The following is a 17,316-nucleotide window of genomic DNA, read 5'->3' on the forward strand; positions in this document are numbered from 1 at the left end:
TTTTTGCTTAAAAAATGTTCAGTTTTGTGAGTGGTTGAATTTGCTGAAGATATTAAAGCGTGGAAAATCGGGCCAGTAAGGAAATATCCGGCCCGAATTAGTTAAAAGGGAAGAAACAGACGTTGTTTACGGCTGCTTGAGCGGAAAATGTCCGAGAACTTTGGTTATCTGGCCTTTTTCATCCGCCAGTCCCACGCCCACAGCTTTTACATAACCGGTAGCAGAGGGGGGAGAGGCAGCAAAGTGCTTTTTCATTGCTGGCAGGGCGGGTGATGCTTCTGCGGCCAGCAATGTCATATGCGGCTCAAATTGTGCAAATACATTAGGGCTGCCATATTGTTCGAACACCGCTTTCTTTTGCGGATAGGCATTAATCCACGCAGGCAGTGGCGCTGAAAGATCTCTCAGCGGGGACAAGGCATTTGTCAGTTTATCTGCCAGGTGTTGCAGTTCATTTTCTTTCACCGCATCGACAAATACCCAGTTCCCTGCGGTTACCGTGAATCCCTCAGCTTTCAGGGGCACAGCCGGTTGTGTGGTTGTGAGCATTTCCACTTTCGCCAGTAAACCGGGAATAGCGGCTTCGTCGTAAGTGGTGAGGTACAATGTAATATGAACAGGAAATCCCTGTTCGTAAAAGCTCTCCATACCGTTCTGCTTCAGTTTATCGCTTACCGAGGCGACTGTCTGCTCTATGTCTGCAGACGGTACAGCAAAAACATTAACAGACACACTTTTTGCCAGCGCAGCAAAAGACAGTAAACAACCTGACAAGATTGCAATAATGGACGCACTTAATTTCAACGGCTTATCTCATGATGTAGAATAACGAAAACCCTTTCAAATACCGGCAGTCAATCTGTTGGTGATCAGCAGGGAGTGGCAGGCATCAACGCTACTTGAAACAGCGCTTTCCCACAAGTCTGATACTTCAATGAATGCTAAGGATAAACATGGAAAAACACATTTTCTTGTGCCGTCATGGTCAGACTGAGTGGAACCGTGACAAGAAATTGCAGGGGCAGCTGGACAGTCCGCTGACAGAAAAAGGACGGGCACAGGCGGCTGAGCTGGCAGCGAAGGCCGGGAACTGGGATATTGATCTTGTGGTCAGCTCACACCTTGGCCGCGCGAAAGATACCGCTGCAATTTGTGCCAGTTCGCTGGGGCAGTCCCATAAAGTGTACCAAGGTTTCTGCGAACGTAACTTTGGTGAATGGCAGGGAAAGGAAACCAGCGGACTTGCAGCCTATCAGGCGTTTAAAGAACACCGGTATACCCGTCCTGATCTTATGCCTGACAACGGCGGTGAAAGTGCCAACATGGTAACCGAACGTTTTATGACAACCTTTCACTCACTGGTGAACAGCGAAACGGCTTCCCGTATTCTTATTGTCAGTCATGGTGATGCGATGGCCTGTATCGCCCGCAGTTTCGGTGAAGGCCGTACTATAGATAATTGTGGCGGCATGTTGCTGGGTTGGCAAAATGGTAAACTGCACTGGCAGCAGTGGATCGACTAAATATACCCGGCGGATTTGTGATAGGATCCGCGCCCGGCGGCGCCCTTAAGGGCGTTGTTTTTATTTAACTGATATGAATTAACCTGAAAAAGCAGTGCTGGCCGCAGATGAACGAATTACTCGCACCTATCCATTCATTTTTACAGTGTGAAACCCCTGATCCCTGGGTTGATAAAGCCGCGGAAAAAGACAATCTGGCGGTGGTACTGACTGATCATTTAATTTGCGAGCTGAAAGCTGCGCAAAGCGCCATGTTTCTTATCCGTCGCTATGCGGTGGATAAGGAAAGCGGCGATGCCTTACTGGCATGGCTGAAGCCTTTTGAAGACTTTGCGTACCGGAAAGAAGGTGACTGGCAGTCACTGCTTAAACATAACAAATTGTCGAAATCGATTATTCCCAAGTCCGGAACACCTTACGGCCAGGATCTCATTGATAAAATGGTGCTGCTTATCAAAGAGGAACTGCATCATTTTTTCCAGGTACTGGAAATCATGAATGAGTACGACATTCCTTATGAAAATATCGCTTCAAGCCGCTATGCAAAAGGATTGCTGCGTCACGTACGTACTCATGAGCCGGCAGCCCTCACAGATAAACTCATTTGCGGCGCGTACATTGAAGCCCGTTCCTGTGAGCGTTTTGCTAAATTGGCCCCCCATGTTGATAAGCGTCTGGGCGATTTCTATATTTCGTTACTTCGCTCGGAAGCCCGACATTATCAGGATTATCTGACACTGGCAGAAGAGATTGCCGGTGAGGATATTGCAGAACGTATTGCTTTTTTCGGTGAGGTCGAAGGTGAACTGATAACCTCACCGGATGAGGATTTTAAATTCCACAGCGGTTTACCCGTATAGAGAAACCCCGGCTGCAGGCTTCGGCAGCAAGAATACCTTCACCAGTCTACGGGGCAATTTGTGCAGTCTGCCATGTATGTTCCCTGAAAAGTGGCGTAATGAATACGTGTACCGGTTAAGTCAGCACGGGACAAATTGGCGTCATTCAGCTTGGCTTCCTGAATATTTGCGTTCGTCAGATCGGCGCCGGCGAGTTGAATCTTATTCATCCAGACCCTTTCCATGCGGGCATTCCGCAGGGTCACTCCGTTGAGTTTTGCTCCCGACATTCTCGCCTGGTCGAAATTGACGCCGGTCAGGTCAGCGCCGTTGAAATTAACGCCCTGAGCGAACAGGGAAAAGCCGGTGGCTCCTTCAAGATTGGCCTCAGTTAAGGTGGAAGTACGTAGATCACTGTGATTCAACGACACCATCGCCAGGTTTGCTTTGTCCAGTTTACTCTTTTTGAAGGTTACGTAGCTGAGATCAGCATGGCGCAGATCTGCACCGCTGAAGTTGACATTTGTGAACACGGAGCCGGACAAATCCATGTGGCGCAAATCAGCACCGGACAAATCAGCATTATTGCATTGTGTTCCCTGAGTCAGTTTGCAACCGTCAATTTCGGCCACGTCATCATCAAAAGGCAAAGGCTCTGCGTGGCTCAGTGTGGCAGCAAAGCAGAACAGAAAATACAAGGGTTTCATAAGTCACTCCTTGGAAGCGGGGCCGCAGCCCCGCCGGGTATGATTAACGTTTAGCGACTTTGTCGAAGTTTGGTAATTTGAATACCCAGAATGAACCGCCTTGTGCGACAGGCTTGGTCAGTTCTGCCATATCGCCACCCCACAGTGGTACAGCACCGCCGTAACCTGAAGCGAAACCGATATATTGCTCACCGTCCATTTCCCAGGTGATCGGGCAGGAAACGATGCCTGAGCCTGTTTGAAACTTCCACAGTTCTTCACCGGTTTTCTCATCAAACGCTTTGATGAAGCCATCGCCGGTACCTGTGAAAATTAATCCGCCTTTCGTGGCCAGAACGCCGGCCCATAATGGCAGTTTCTCTTTATGCGTCCATTTTATTTCACCGGATACAGGGTCTACTGCACGCAGCACGCCTACATGGTCGTCAAACAGAGTTTTAATTCTGAAGCCCTGACCAAGGTATGCATTACCTTTTACGTAGTTAACTTCTTCTGTCCAGTAATCTTCTTTCCAGTGGTTTGCGCCCAGATAGAACCAGCCGGTGTTTTGACTGTATGCCATAGGGTTCCAGTTCTTTCCGCCAAGGAATGGGGGGGATACTTCAATAGATTTTCCTTTCTCTTCGCCGGGGGCCGGCAGAGGCGGACGTTGTCCTTCTACTTCAACCGGGCGACCTGTATCGGGGTCGATGTGCGTAGCCCAGGTAATTTTGTCTACAAACGGGAAGCCTTTGATGAATTCGCCGTTCTCACGGTCTACCACATAGAAGAAGCCATTGCGGTCGGCGTGAGCAGTTGCTTTAACTGTTTTGCCGTTGTCATCGTATTCAAACAGTACCAGCTCGTTGTTCCCGGAGAAATCCCAGGCATCATTTGGCGTATGCTGATAGAACCATTTCACTTCACCGGTGGTAGGGTCTACACCAACCTGACCTGAGGTGTACAGGTTATCCCAGTTGCGCGGATCATCGCCTTTTGCTGTACGCTTCCATGTATTCCAGGGGGCCGGGTTACCTGCACCGATAATAATGGTGTTTGTTTCTACATCGAAGCTGGCACTCTGCCATGGCGCACCGCCACCGTGATGCCAGGCTTCAACCAGTTCGCCGTTTTCATCACGTGGCCAGGTAGGCGCATTTTCATCACCGGTGGGGGTACTGTCTTTACCGTTCAGCCGGCCCATGTGACCTTCAACAAAGGGGCGCATCCACACTTCTTCGCCGGTCAGCGGGTCACGGGCGAACAGTTTGCCTACCACACCGAATTCATCACCGGAGGAGCCGTGGATCAGCAGGACTTTGCCAGTTTTCTGATCTTTTACCAGTGTCGGCGCACCTGTCATGGTGTAACCGGCGCGGTAGTCTTCAAAACGTTTTTTCCATTCCACTTTACCGGTGTGGCGGTTCAGTGCCACGATACCTGCATCCAGCGTACCGAAATACACCATGTCGCCGTAAATGGCTGCACCACGGTTAATCACGTCACAGCAGGGGCGGATCCCTTCAGGCAAACGGTGAGAATAAGTCCACTTTCTTTCGCCGGTTCTGGCATCAAAGGCGAAAATACGGGAATAACTGGCGGTCACATAAACAACGCCGTCATAAACCAGTGCCTGAGATTCCTGACCCCGCTGCTTTTCGTCACCAAAGCTCATGGTCCATGCCGGTGTCAGCATGTGCACGTTGTCTTTGTTAATCTTGTCCAGTGAGCTGAATCGCTGTGCTTCCGGACCCATACCGTACATCAGTACATCTTCTGTGGTACTGGCATCGTTCTCAATATCATCCCAGGTGACGCCTTTAGCCTGAGTATATTGACTGGCAAGTGCGCTGCTCACGAGAATAGCAGACAACAACAGTTTTTTAGTGGTGTTCTTAGGTGTAATAGTCATAGCGTACCTTTGCTATTTGTTTATGAAGTGTTAACAGTATGCGAGCAGCAGGGGGGCAGGGAGAATAGACTTTTGCCCGAAGTAAGGCGGGAATTATTCCCGATTTGAAGCGGGATTTATCCCGTCAGTGAAACAGGGTTACAGAAGCTGATATCTGCCACGAAATAAGTAAAAAAAAGGCTAACCACAAAGGGTTAGCCGGAATAGGGTGTGAGCTGTTGAACCTCACTAAACCGAAAGGTTGGTCGAACAATGCAGCCTTCGATTTAGAGTAAGTGTGACGTAAATGGCGTCTGGTAACCACGGAACTTTTCCCGGTTTTAGCAGGAGCAATTCCCGAAATTTACGGGTTCATGACGCCACCTTTACATAACCGTTGTCGATGGCGAGATGAACCAGTTCAGTACTGGTTTTTACCTGAAGTTTACTTTTAAGCTGGGTGATGGCATTGGAAACCGTTTTGTCTGAAATATTCAAATCTTCTGCAATCCGTGTCCGTTTCTGGCCCTTTGCTACGCCCATGAACACATCGAATTCACGGCGGGTGAGCTGGTCGAAAATATCTTTCTTCTCACTGTAAGCATATGACGCAAGATTAATGGCCAGTTCGTGTTCAATATAAGTGCGTCCGGCCATTACAGTTTTTACCGCATCAAGCATTATTTCCGGTCTGCAACGTTTACTGATATAACCACTGGCACCGGTATGCATTGCCCGGTTAACAATAGAGGCCTCGTCAAACATACTGAAAAATATGATTTTCAGTCCCGGCCAACGGCTGAGGAAGCGTGGAGCCAGGTTCAGACCACTAGCCTGCTCCAGGTTAATGTCCAGAATCATTACGTCCACATCATTCTGCGTCATACATGTCATCGCCTGGCGGGCATTTTCCGCCTCGTGAATCGTGGCTTCCGGCAGCATCATTGACAGCAGGGCACCGTATCCCTGGCGTACAACAGCGTGATCATCAACAAGTAATATGTGCATGACTGCTCTTCTCCGTTCCGGCCGTCAAAGGAACAACAACCTGAATACGTGCTCCTTCTTCGAAATTGTCTTTTGCAAAATGCCCACCGGTAAGACGGGCTCTGTCACGCATGGATGCCAGTCCCAGTCCGTCGGAACATTCTGATTGTTCCGCAAATCCGGTACCGTTGTCGGTGATATTTAATGTCATGGCGTTTTGCGTCAGGGTGAGCGAAACATGCACTTTTGAAGCATGTGCATGTCGTGCAACGTTGCTCAGCGCTTCCTGGGTGATGCGGTACAGATGCATGTCCCTCTCAATATTTTTTTCCGGGCTGAGGTCGGGAAGGGAGCAGGTGGCAGCAATATTGTGAATTTCTGACCAGCGTTCCAGCATTTCCCGCAGGGCGGAAACAAGGCCCACTTTATTAAGTGTGACGGGGTAGAGTTTATTAACCAGTTGCCGTATGCCGGACTGTATTTCTGCACATTGCTCGCCAAGTAAAGTGGCTGTGCGTTCTATGAATTTCGGGCTTTGTGTTTGCTGGCGCAACATGTAGCTTTGTACACGGATACCAGTTACCAGCTGGCCCAGATTATCGTGTAATTCACGGGCGAGATTCTGGCGTTCGTGCTCTTGCAGGGAAGCCAGTTTATTTCTCAGTTGCTGTACTTTGTTTTCTCTTTCTTCAAGTGCAGAGGCCATCAGCTGGGTATGGGTAACCACACTGTCAATTTCTTCAATATCGCTGTGTTCAACGTCGACACGATAATTGCCTTTCGCTACTTTACTGAGAGCTGAACTCAGTGCCTGTAAAGGCTTCATTCTTGACTGAACCACGATGTGCATTACGCTGAGAGTGAATAAAAGTGAAATCGCCAGTAAACCGAAAACCTGATAGACAGTGGTCAGGATCTCTTCCCGTTCAGCAGCGGGATTAGCAAACAGAAATAGTTGCCGGCGGGGATCTACCGGATGACTGAACACACTTAGAGGTTCTACGGGAAAAAATGAAGCATCCGGATAATTAAATGTTGAACCGGCCGGAGAATCGATTGCGAGGGCTGTAAGGTGGCGGCTGTGCTGCAAGGCTGCTTCTATGGTTGCAAAGTCAACGTTTTGTTCAACCAGCGCATCAGCCAGTGCCAGTGATGCGTTAATTTCGGTGGCAACATCTTTTGTTGCCTGACTGTACATGATGAAAGCCAGCACTATTCCTGATATCAAATAGATACTTGTGATTGTAAGTGTAATTCTGCTGGTTGCTTTCATCGTTCTTTCGTACCTGAAGCCATAATGTATTTTAGTCAGCATCAGGTCAAAATTGCCTTGCCACTTTAGCTACAGATTTATAGTACTTTGGTAGGAAATGCTTCAGAGCCGGATTAAAGACAACAAAAAAGGAGCGCGATGCGCTCCTTTCATATGTAGTGGGATTGACCCCGCCGGATACCGGATTTATTGCGGGGCAGGGCCGGCACCATTTGATTTCGTTTCAGTGGTCGTGCCGGGTTGAGAGGTAAGGGCTGCAACCATAGCATTGTCGCCTTTTAATAAATCGGTGAGTGAACCACCGGCTTTATCTACCAGACCGACTTCCCGTAACAGAGCATCGACAACCGGTGCGTTGGCACGGTAATTCAACGCTGCCTGCGTGACCTGATCGGCCATACTGCCATTACCGGTACTTACTGTGCCTTCTGCACCCCCAGCGGCACTACTGATCCCGTAGCCCTGCAGAATTTTAATGCCTTCAATATTTTCCAGTGGCTTCACGGCGCTGGCGATTATTTCAGGCAGGACTTTCAGAATTGCCAGTGCTTTTTGCAGCTCAATCTGTTCGTTTTTCAGAGTGTTTTCAGCATCGTACAGCGCCTGTTTACCCGCCGCTTCTACTGCCAGTACTTTTTCATCTGCCTGCGCCTGTAGCATTTTCGCATCTGCTGTGGCTTTGGCTTCAGTTAAAATGGCTTCAGCCGCATTCTCCGCCGCTTCTTTTTTCGCCTGAGCTTCTACGGTAATGCCCACTGCTTCCCGTTCCGCTTCTTTACGGGCGTCAATCACTTCAATTTCCATGCGACGCTTAGCTTCTGCAACCTGACGGGCTGTGGTTACCGCTTCTTCTTTCTCTACCTTAGCCTTTTCAGCTTCTGCTGCTTTAGCTCGTGCGGCAGACTCTTCTTCTGACTTGGTAGCAACCGCAATTTGTTTAACCTGTTCGGCTACTTCGACGTCCTGCTGCTGGGCAATACGGGCTTCTTCCAGTGCTTTGCGCTTGGCAATTTCACGGGTTTCCAGCTCACGTGACTTGTCAATTTCAGCTGCTTCAACGGCTTTTTCTTTGGCAATGCCGGCTTCACGTTCTTCCCGTTCTTTTTGCTCCCGCTGTTTAGCGATTTCAGCTTTTTGCTCCTGACGCTTAAACTGCAAAACCTGCTCCTGCATCAGTCGGGCTTCTTCTTCTTCCCGTTTAATATTCAGCGACTCTTTTTCCGCTTCCAGATTACGGGTTTCAATCTTGATACGGTTTTCCTGCTGAATATCGTTGGTTTCTTTACGCTTCTCTTCAATGATTTTTGCAAGACGGGCACGACCTTCAGCATCAAAGGCATTGTTCTCATTGAAGAAATCCAGGTCGGTCTGATCGAAGCCGGTTAAACTTACCGATTCCAGTTCCAGACCATTTTTCTCAAGATCGTTTGCAACACTCTGCTGCACTTTCTGGACGAAATCTGCACGCTGTTCATGCATTTCGGTCATTGTCATTTCTGCAGCCACGGCGCGAAGTACGTCAACGAACTTCGACTCCATCAGCTTTTTCACTTCTTCGGCCCGGGTTGTACGGGTACCTAAAGTTTGTGCCGCCATGGAAATGCCGCTGGCACTGGGCGCTACACGTAAATAAAAGTCGGCTTTCACATCCACCCGCATGCGATCTTTGGTGATCAGCGCATCTTTCTGGGTTTTTTCTACCTCAATACGCAGGGTGTTCATGTTCACGGGAATGATTTCGTGCACCACCGGCAGCACAATCGCACCGCCATCTTTAATGACTTTTTCACCGCCCAGACCGGTTCTGACGAAGGCAGTTTCTTTAGTGGCCCGTTTATAAAGCTTGGCGAAAATAAGACCAATGGCCAGCAGGGCGATAACGACAATAAGCCCGATGATGAGAACGGCGGGCAGATTATTAGCAGAGTAGGTTTCCATATTTACAACTTCCTTATTGCTGCAGGGTTATTTATATCGGGTAGCAAGCCAACTATGCAGGCTTTTCTTTACGAGGATGATTTTTTCTCCGCGGGTGAAGGTTTCATCACTTTCAAAAGGCTCAACCAGTACATAGTGAACCTGGCGGTAACGATCAGTAAATTTCGCTTCCGCCGGACTGCCGTTACGGGCAACGCCTATGGTGATTTCTCCTACAGCGCCAACAAATTCATCATTGTCGATGGCACTGCTTTCATTTTTTGGTAACAGACCTGCCAGTGCGCTGCCAAGCCGGCCGGTGAGGGGCAGGGAAACGAAAATAGCGATTGGAACACCAGCCGCCGGCGGTAAGAAGCGTCCACCCAGAAAGCTGGCGTAAGACAGATTCAGTATGTAGCCGGTGAGTCCGAACAGGGTAAGAAGCAGAATGAACCAGATCATCACCGGTAATTTGTCCAGCGACAGCCAGTTGGTAAGGGCGGCCAGCCCTGACACAGACTCACCACCGCCAAGGTCGGGTTCAGGCATATCGTCGAAAATGCCTAATAAACTGATCCCCAGTGCCATGCCGAGTAGTTCAATAATGAACAGTAAGATGACAATGCCAACTGCTGCACTGAACAGAAAGTTGGCATCATGAAAGAAGAATGTGGACATTTTTTCACCATCCTTGATGAATCCTGATTGCTATTTTTATAACACATTCTTATCAAATTGCGAGGAGTTTACAACGATCTTTAGTGCAGGTGAGATCCCTCAAGGGCTTCACCGCTGGCATTGTAAAAACCACTGGCACCGGCTTCTATAAAGCCCTGGTGTACCATGTTGGTGAGAAACGGATCGGTATGATCATCGCCAATATCGGCATAATCAGTTGTCTGATATCCGTAGCGACTTGCAAAAAATGCGTTGATGCCTGCCTGTTCATGAGACAGCGATTGCTGTTGCCAGTGCATTTTCTGTTCGCCTTTAGTCACAGTGAACGAGACAATCAGTTGCAGGTTGTCTGCCCATACCAGCTCGATATACCCGTTTTCACTGCCGGCAGTATAACGGGTACGGATATCGCAGCCTGACCCTTGTGAATCCTGTTTCTCCAGCCCGTCGATAAAGGCCTGCTTAACCAGCTGATTGCGGTATTCCCAGTCGTTATCAACGCGACCATGAATATTTTCGCCGGGCTGATATTCAATGCCCCGTTTGTGAGCATCAAAAAAGCGCGTTTGTTTTACCCGTTCATGCACATGTTCCCAAACCTGCGTGATGTCGCTGGCAGGATACTGGTGTGCTACCACATCAGGTTTTCGCCATAAGGTCAGTGAACGGCTTCGAACTTTGTCGTTGGTCGTCTCAGTAAGGGTATAGTCTGCTTTCACCCAGTTCTTTTCAGCATCACACTGAGCCGGTTCTTCAGACGTTGCGGCAGTTACCACTGAAGTAAACAAAGTAGATGCGGATAAGAGCAGTCCGCAGAGAAAAGTGTGAGATTGTTTCATTATTTATTACCAGCAAAAAAGGGACGACCAGACGGACGTCCCTGTATTCAGAGCTTATTGTTACTCGATAGCCGCTTCTGCGTCATCAATCAGACTTCCGGCAAAATCCATCACATGGAAGATAACGCTTTGCTCGTTAGTGCTGTTGACAAGGAATGCGCCAGGGCCTTTTGCATAAATGCCAACGTCTTCACCTGAGTGAGTTTCAGATGAAAGCGGGACTAAAGACTCCTGGTGGAAACCGGCAGCAGTGGTATCAACATCAGCCAGATCCTGACGGCCGGCGTTGACATCATAGTTGTAGATTTCGTCTGCATCGGTTTCGGTACCCAGGTCACGGAAGCCGTTACCGTTCATGTAACCAACCGTGGTGTATGGCATACCGTCAGCTGCAGTTGCAGCTTCGTCTGCGCCTACATTAACCACTTTGCCCAAAATCGGATTACCCCGTTTCGGATAACCGGCAATGGTAAATACGTGGCCATGGTCGGCAGTGACGATGATTAATGTATCTTCATCATCCGTTAACTCATCAGCTACAGCTACCGCATCAGCAAGGGCAATTGTATCGGTCAGTGCACCGTAGGCGTTACCGGCGTGGTGGGCATGGTCAATACGACCGGATTCCACCATCAGGAAGAAGCCGTCATCGTTGTTATCCAGAATCTTAATCGCAGCTTCTGTCATTTCACTGATTGACGGTTCACCGGCTACATCGTTAGCGCGGTCTGCGTCGTATTGCATGTGCGACTCATTGAACAGGCCGAAAACACGCTCAGTGGTTTCTGTGTCGAGTCCGTCAAAACCGGCCTGATCGTACAGGTAAACACCATTAGGATATTGCGCAGACCACTCTGCGGTCAGATCACGTCCGTCTGTACGGTCACCTTCAACAGCGCTGACAGCGTCGGGGCTGTTAAACGCAGCATCTTTAGGCAGGAATGAGCGGCGGCCGCCACCCATAACGACTTCGATACCGTCAATGTCTGCACCAAAACGTGCTTCTGTAGCTGCTTCAAAACCAACCAGCTGCGCGGCAATATCGGTACAACCGGCAGTAATAGCTTCAGCAGACATGTCGCCATCGTCTTCCCAGTTACGGTCAGCTGATTTGGCGTAAGTCGCCGCAGGCGTTGCGTGAGTGATACGTGCAGTAGACACGATACCGGTAGATTTCCCGGCCAGTTCCGCCAGTTCCAGCGCCGTTACAAGCTCATTACCGGCAACGGTGCTGCAGTCACCGCGAACAATATTTTCGTTTACACCAATTACGCCAACATCGGTTTTCACGCCGCTCATCATTGCGGTCATGGTGCCCGCTGAGTCTGGCGTTTGTGCATCAACGTTATAGGTTTTTGATAAACCGGCGAAAGGGAAGCGGTCGAAACTCAACTGGTTCTCTTCACCGTTGTCACCGTTCATCTGGCCTTCCATGATACGGGCTGCCGTCACAGTAGACACGCCCATACCGTCACCGACGAACAGGATAACGTTTTTCGCTTTACCTTTCAGCGATGCAACAGCCCCTTCCACAGAAGCATGTTTGGTCACTGTACTATTGCTGGTAATAGTCTGAACGCCGTCCACAGAGGTTGTGCCGGTCGCATTCAGCCAGGTGGTTTTGGCCGCCTCAACTTCCGCCTGACCGGCAACAAAATATTCGTTGTTCAGGCTGGTCAGCAATTCACTGGTAGCCACTTCTGCATTAGCCGGTACACATACAAAACTGGTTTCAGAAATTTCGCTGTCGCTTAAAGCGCCGTCTCCGTCAGCATCCAGGCCTGAATCAAAACGTACGCCACTGTTCGGGCAGTTTGCATCGCCGGTGGCCAGTTCAGTTTGTACCGTCAGGCTGTTTAATCCGTTACTGCCGTCAGTACCGTCAGCGCCATCATCACCGTCAAGAGAACAAGCGGTCAGGCCGGCCATGGCCATGGCTAAAAGGCTATATTTAAATACTTTCATGATGTCCTCTTCTTATTCTTCAATCAGTCCGAGAGACTGGTTAATCAGGTGGAATACAACGCTTTGCTCAATGACACCCTGAATTAACTGGCTGCCTGGGCCTGTGCCGTGCAGGGCAATGTCTTCACCGGAGTGAGTTTCTGAAGACAGCGGGATAAGCGCTTCCTGGTGGTAGCCTGCAGCAGTGGTATCCACGCTGGTAATATCCATACGGCCAGCATTGATTTCTTCGCTGTAGATAGCGTCAGAATCGGTTTCTGTACCTAAATCGTTAAAGCCGAAACCATTCATGTAGCCCACAGTGGTATAAGGCATGCCGTCAGCAGCAGTAGCCGCTTCATCAGCACCTACGTTAACCACTTTGCCCAGGATCGGGTTACCGCGCTTAGGATAGCCGGCAATAGTAAACACGTGGCCGTGGTCAGCCGTGACCAGAATCAGTGTTTCTGAAGGATCGGTATTCGCTACCGCAGCTTCGATAGCCTGCTCAAACGCCAGTGTTTCAGACAGTGCACCGGAGGCATTACCTGCATGGTGAGCGTGGTCGATACGACCTGATTCCACCATCAGGAAGAAGCCTTTGTCGTTGTTATCGAGAATGTCGATTGCTTTAGAAGTCATCTCTGCAATGGAAGGCTCACCGGCAACATCGTTGGCGCGGTCTGCCTCGTACTGCATGTGAGATTCGTTGAACAGACCAAACAGACGGGTCGTGGAAGCGGCATCCACCGCATCGAATCCGGCCTGATCGGTTACGTAAACACCATCGCTGTACATTTCCTGCCACTCAGCAGTCAAATCACGGCTGTCAGTACGGTCGCCTTCTGTTTCACTTACCGCGTCATTGCTGTTAAACGCAGCATCATTCGGCAGGAAGTGACGGCGGCCGCCGCCCATGGCAACATCAATACCGTCAACGTCTATACCGGTGTAACGGCTTTCCAGATAATCTTCAAAATGTACCAGCTGGTCGGCAATGTCAGCACAACCGGCTGTGACTGCCGCTTCCGGCATATCAGATACGTCTTCCCAGTTGCGGTCTGCTGATTTGGCATAAGTGGCTGCAGGCGTCGCGTGAGTCAGGCGGGCAGTTGATACCACACCGGTAGACAGTCCTTTAATTTCAGCCAGTTCCAGTGCGGTAATCACTTCATTGCCGGCAACTGTTGAACATTCGCCACGTTCGATGTCTTCATCTACACCGATTACACCCACGTCTGTTTTCAGTCCTGACATCATGGCTGTCATCGTACCAGCTGAATCCGGAGTCTGGGCATCTACGTTATAGGTTTTTACCAGTGCAGTACCGGGAAAGCGTTCCCACGTTAAGTAACCTTCTTCACCGGGGTTGCCCGCCAACTGGCCTTTACGGATACGTGACGCAGTCAGCGTTGAAATACCCATACCGTCACCCACAAACAGGATCACGTTTTTGGCTTTAAAATTATTGGTGGTTTCCAGTTTCTCAGTGAGTTTGGTTTGTGCGTCGGTGAACCAGGCACTTTCAGACTGGTAAGCAGGGAGCACATCCGCCTGCAAACCAGTTGAAACCGCCAGAGCCAGAGCGCTGACAGAAGCTTTCCAGTTAAATTTCATTATGACATTCCTAATTATGTTTTTGATTACCGGCGCTGTAGACAGAAGCAGCCGTGTGTCTGCGGCAGGGAGCGGGAAGCAGGCAGGTGATGTGTGTAACCTCTCTTCCCTGAAAGTATCGGTTCCCCGACCGGACGGTGAAACAGAGTAGGCGGCCTGTATGACGAACAGGTTAATCTGAGATGAATGATTTATGTCGGATTGATGTCGTTTTTATGAAAAATGTTATAACATAACATGTTGTTTTAACTGATTATTTGAGGGGCGCAGTAAAGAAATGACTGGTCTCAGGCAATTACCTCTGCTTATTTTCAGTCTGTGTACACTTCGCTTAATTTAATCACGATCCATCCGCTTATGTAGATGTTTTGAGGGCGGCGGGCGTCATAAATAACCCCGTTTTCGTACATTGAACTCAGTTCTTTGCGACTGAACTGAAGATGGTTTTTCCGGTAATAATTTCTGAGAAGGAGTGGTTTATCAAATTTGATGTGAGTTTCAGGCGATACGGGTTCACTGAAACCAATATTTCCTACCGCTACCGTAATATTTTGCTCGTCTGTTGCAATGACTTTTAAGGGCACAAAACGATATTTAATGTCACTGGATCTATCCAGTTCATAGTAATCAACAAACAAAAAGTCGCTTTTCCTCGGCTGGGAGATAATTGTAGAGGCGACAGCCTGCAGATACTGACCGTGTAAAAGGTAAATCGCAATCAGACTGCCCACCGCCAGAAACTCCCAGTGATTTTTCACAAACTCAATGAAACCAGCGCGCTTCCCTACAATCAAAATCCTTTTGATTCTTCATATTGTTAGCTTTGTATAAATTAACAGGCAGGTCAAGCAGGAAAAAACGGCGATGACAGTCATTCATTTGCGAAAATATTCTGTTCTTGTTCGCGCGGTGGATAGTATGTGAATAATCAGGTATTAATCGATTATCCACTTTACTTTCGATTAAGTGTAGTCTGAGATATTGGATTTCTTAAAAATATGAATAAATTTTAGTTTAAAAGTATTAGTTTTTTCGAAATTAATCCGCGAAATTACCTTGTATGGGTTGTATTCATAGGTTTTAATTCGTCGTATACTGATTTACAAGAATGTTGGATTAATTTCTAATGCCTCATTAAGGAGAGAGCTGAGCAGTATTTTCCGATTCATTAAATTTTCAAGGAAAGAATTAGGAATACCTATGGATCATTCAATTTCAAAGTCTTACATAATTTCATCCATTCTGCCAATTCTGGTTGGGATAACGCTTTTTCTGCCTAATGGAAAAGTAAACGCAAGTACTGAAAATATTCCCATTGATTTGGCTGTTGCGCCGGAGAAAAGTACTATAAAGCGTAAAAGTGGTGTTACTGATATTGTGTTAGAAATGAAAAACATGTTACCGGCAGCTGATTATTCTTCAACTGTTAAAAGTTATTATCCTTCAATAGAAAAGCTTACCAAACCTGAAGGGCTGACCTCTGCACAATCTAAGAGTGACAGCGCTCAGACAACTGAAGGGGCGCTGGCCACTGCCAGTCAAAATAGTATGAGAGTTTCTAATGATTTAAACCAATTTTCAGAGGAGGTTAAATCACAAAAAGATTCTGTGAATAACAGCGATGAAATCCTAAAAGCTCTTTATACGTTATACTTTAGAGAAATTTATAAGCAATGTCACTTAAAGATGTTAATTCCGCTCGATTCACTTTATGCTACTGAAATAAAAGATGAAAAAAATCTTGCATCAGCTATCCAGTCTGTGAAAGTTTCTCAACACCGGTATCTGTCTGCAAAAAAAGGTACCTATTCTGATATCGTGGAGTTCATTAAATACAACTTTTTGAAAAATCCGAATATGTCAGAGCCAGATTGGCAAAATGTTACTCAACAATTAGCTCAACAACAAGTGGAAAATTACAATTGGCTAGAAGTATCTGAAGACTGCGTGCAAGCTGCCACTATGGTTGATAGTGAACTTGCAAAAACCACATCACAAAAAAATCTAATATTTGAAGCAGGTAAGACCCTTGAGTATACCTTGACCCGAAATTATCTTGGAGACATCAAAACTTGGACATATATATGGGAGCAGGAATCGCCTGTTGTCTGGTTGTACAATATTAGTTATGTGTATATATCACCCGAATCATCGAAGAAGTATTACACTGAATCATATGGTGATGAGGATGGGAGTTATATTGTGCGCCAGTATGATAATAGTGGCGCAGATTATTTACCTGCTGGATTATTTACATATATTTTGCAGCCAGAAACCTACCGAGCAACCGGCAATTCATGGGGAGTGTCAGCTGGCTTAAGCCTAGATCCAGAGCGTCCAGGAATTTTAGGCGGTGGTAGTTATACCTTGGGTCAAAATATTACTTTTACATTGGGTTTGGCAATGACAAAAGAGCAACAGTTGAACGGAAAATACAGCGCGTATGAAGTTTCTCACGATTTTAATGACGAAACCCCAGTATTAACTAACGCGGAACTTACTCACGAACAACTCGTTGAATCTACCTACAAACCAAGTTGGTTTTTTGCAGTTGGATTTACTTTTGAATAACTAAATGTCTCAGGCTTCAGAATGCTGTGAGAATATTTGGTTTTTTAATAAAATTCCGAGACATCCTACGATTTTGGGGCGGCTGCTTTTAACATTAAAAATTAGTTAGTTTTTTGATTGTCCATCTATTTCCGGCGAACTGAATTCCGTTTCAGGCTTATTCCCGTTCGGGCATCATAAAATCCTGTTGTTGAAACGTAACGTCCGTTCCACTGATTTTTAAAACCGATGCTCGATCGTACCAGTGGCCCAGAACGATACGAGTAGCGGGCTTTAGGCGCGTAGATGGCAGGGCGGTGGGTGTATCTTCTCGTCCCTGAAAGTATCGGTTCCCACCCAGACTGCGAAACAGATTAGGTGGTCTGTATGACAATCAAGTTATTATGAGATGAATGGTTTATATCGGATCGATATTGGTTTTATGAAAAATTGTGAGAGTTTGACCTGCTTAACTGCACTTATTTTTATCAAACCAGTCAGTTAAATTCGCTCGACATATTTTGAGGTCCTTACGCTGTATACGAGCCAATAGCCGTGTTTTCTGGTTTTAC

General features: G+C 47.7%; 14 protein-coding genes. 3 read left to right on the top strand and 11 right to left on the bottom strand.

All coding sequences use genetic code 11. The features are described 5' to 3' along the window. Positions 1–126 precede the first annotated feature (126 nt). On the bottom strand, positions 127–804 hold the full coding sequence (locus tag ACXAG2_RS17740) for a 2'-5' RNA ligase family protein (RefSeq protein ID WP_474869170.1): 678 nt from the start codon (positions 802–804) through the stop codon (positions 127–129). A 149-nt stretch (positions 805–953) separates the two neighbouring features. Between ACXAG2_RS17740 and ACXAG2_RS17745 the strand changes: the two genes are divergently transcribed. Continuing rightward, positions 954–1,523 (top strand): histidine phosphatase family protein, encoded by a 570-nt coding sequence (locus ACXAG2_RS17745; protein ID WP_474846634.1) that lies wholly within the window; start codon positions 954–956, stop codon positions 1,521–1,523. 107 nt (positions 1,524–1,630) lie between these two features. Further along, positions 1,631–2,383 carry a tRNA isopentenyl-2-thiomethyl-A-37 hydroxylase MiaE gene (miaE, locus tag ACXAG2_RS17750; protein ID WP_474869173.1) on the top strand — a complete coding sequence of 251 codons (753 nt, stop codon included), beginning with the start codon at positions 1,631–1,633 and terminating at the stop codon, positions 2,381–2,383. A gap of 38 nt (positions 2,384–2,421) precedes the next feature. Here the strand turns inward: miaE and ACXAG2_RS17755 are convergent, their stop codons facing one another. The 10 genes from ACXAG2_RS17755 to ACXAG2_RS17800 all read right to left on the bottom strand — a co-directional run bounded on the left by ACXAG2_RS17755 (position 2,422) and on the right by ACXAG2_RS17800 (position 14,988). Further along, the gene (locus ACXAG2_RS17755; RefSeq protein ID WP_474852795.1) at positions 2,422–3,069 is read right to left on the bottom strand and encodes a pentapeptide repeat-containing protein; all 648 of its coding nucleotides are present in this window, start codon (positions 3,067–3,069) and stop codon (positions 2,422–2,424) included. A 43-nt stretch (positions 3,070–3,112) separates the two neighbouring features. After that, a complete protein-coding gene (locus ACXAG2_RS17760) occupies positions 3,113–4,960 on the bottom strand; it encodes a methanol/ethanol family PQQ-dependent dehydrogenase (RefSeq protein ID WP_474846622.1) in 1,848 nt (615 codons plus the stop codon). Between the two features lie 351 nt (positions 4,961–5,311). Further along, positions 5,312–5,947, bottom strand: a complete 636-nt coding sequence (locus ACXAG2_RS17765; RefSeq protein WP_474846620.1) for a response regulator — start codon at positions 5,945–5,947, stop codon at positions 5,312–5,314. Next, positions 5,928–7,154, bottom strand: a complete 1,227-nt coding sequence (locus ACXAG2_RS17770) for a sensor histidine kinase (RefSeq protein ID WP_474869176.1) — start codon at positions 7,152–7,154, stop codon at positions 5,928–5,930. Before ACXAG2_RS17770 ends, ACXAG2_RS17765 begins: the two co-directional genes overlap by 20 nt. Before the next feature lie 231 nt (positions 7,155–7,385). Then, on the bottom strand, positions 7,386–9,137 hold the full coding sequence (locus ACXAG2_RS17775; protein WP_474869178.1) for a flotillin family protein: 1,752 nt from the start codon (positions 9,135–9,137) through the stop codon (positions 7,386–7,388). 27 nt (positions 9,138–9,164) lie between these two features. After that, entirely contained in the window at positions 9,165–9,794 is a 630-nt protein-coding gene (locus ACXAG2_RS17780) for an OB-fold-containig protein (protein ID WP_119501810.1), read from the bottom strand. An 80-nt stretch (positions 9,795–9,874) separates the two neighbouring features. Further along, positions 9,875–10,633, bottom strand: coding sequence for a hypothetical protein (locus tag ACXAG2_RS17785; protein WP_474869181.1), 759 nt, complete (start codon positions 10,631–10,633; stop codon positions 9,875–9,877). A 60-nt stretch (positions 10,634–10,693) separates the two neighbouring features. Beyond that, on the bottom strand, positions 10,694–12,598 hold the full coding sequence (locus ACXAG2_RS17790; protein ID WP_474869184.1) for an alkaline phosphatase: 1,905 nt from the start codon (positions 12,596–12,598) through the stop codon (positions 10,694–10,696). 12 nt (positions 12,599–12,610) lie between these two features. Then, complete coding sequence (locus ACXAG2_RS17795; protein ID WP_474869187.1) at positions 12,611–14,194, bottom strand: alkaline phosphatase; 1,584 nt, start codon at positions 14,192–14,194, stop codon at positions 12,611–12,613. A gap of 311 nt (positions 14,195–14,505) precedes the next feature. Beyond that, entirely contained in the window at positions 14,506–14,988 is a 483-nt protein-coding gene (locus ACXAG2_RS17800; RefSeq protein ID WP_474869190.1) for a hypothetical protein, read from the bottom strand. Between the two features lie 406 nt (positions 14,989–15,394). On the opposite strand from ACXAG2_RS17800, the gene ACXAG2_RS17805 reads away from it, so the two are divergent. Next, positions 15,395–16,765 carry a hypothetical protein gene (locus ACXAG2_RS17805; protein WP_474869193.1) on the top strand — a complete coding sequence of 457 codons (1,371 nt, stop codon included), beginning with the start codon at positions 15,395–15,397 and terminating at the stop codon, positions 16,763–16,765. Positions 16,766–17,316 lie beyond the last annotated feature (551 nt).

Source organism: Alteromonas sp. ABH4_456, from assembly GCF_056160645.1.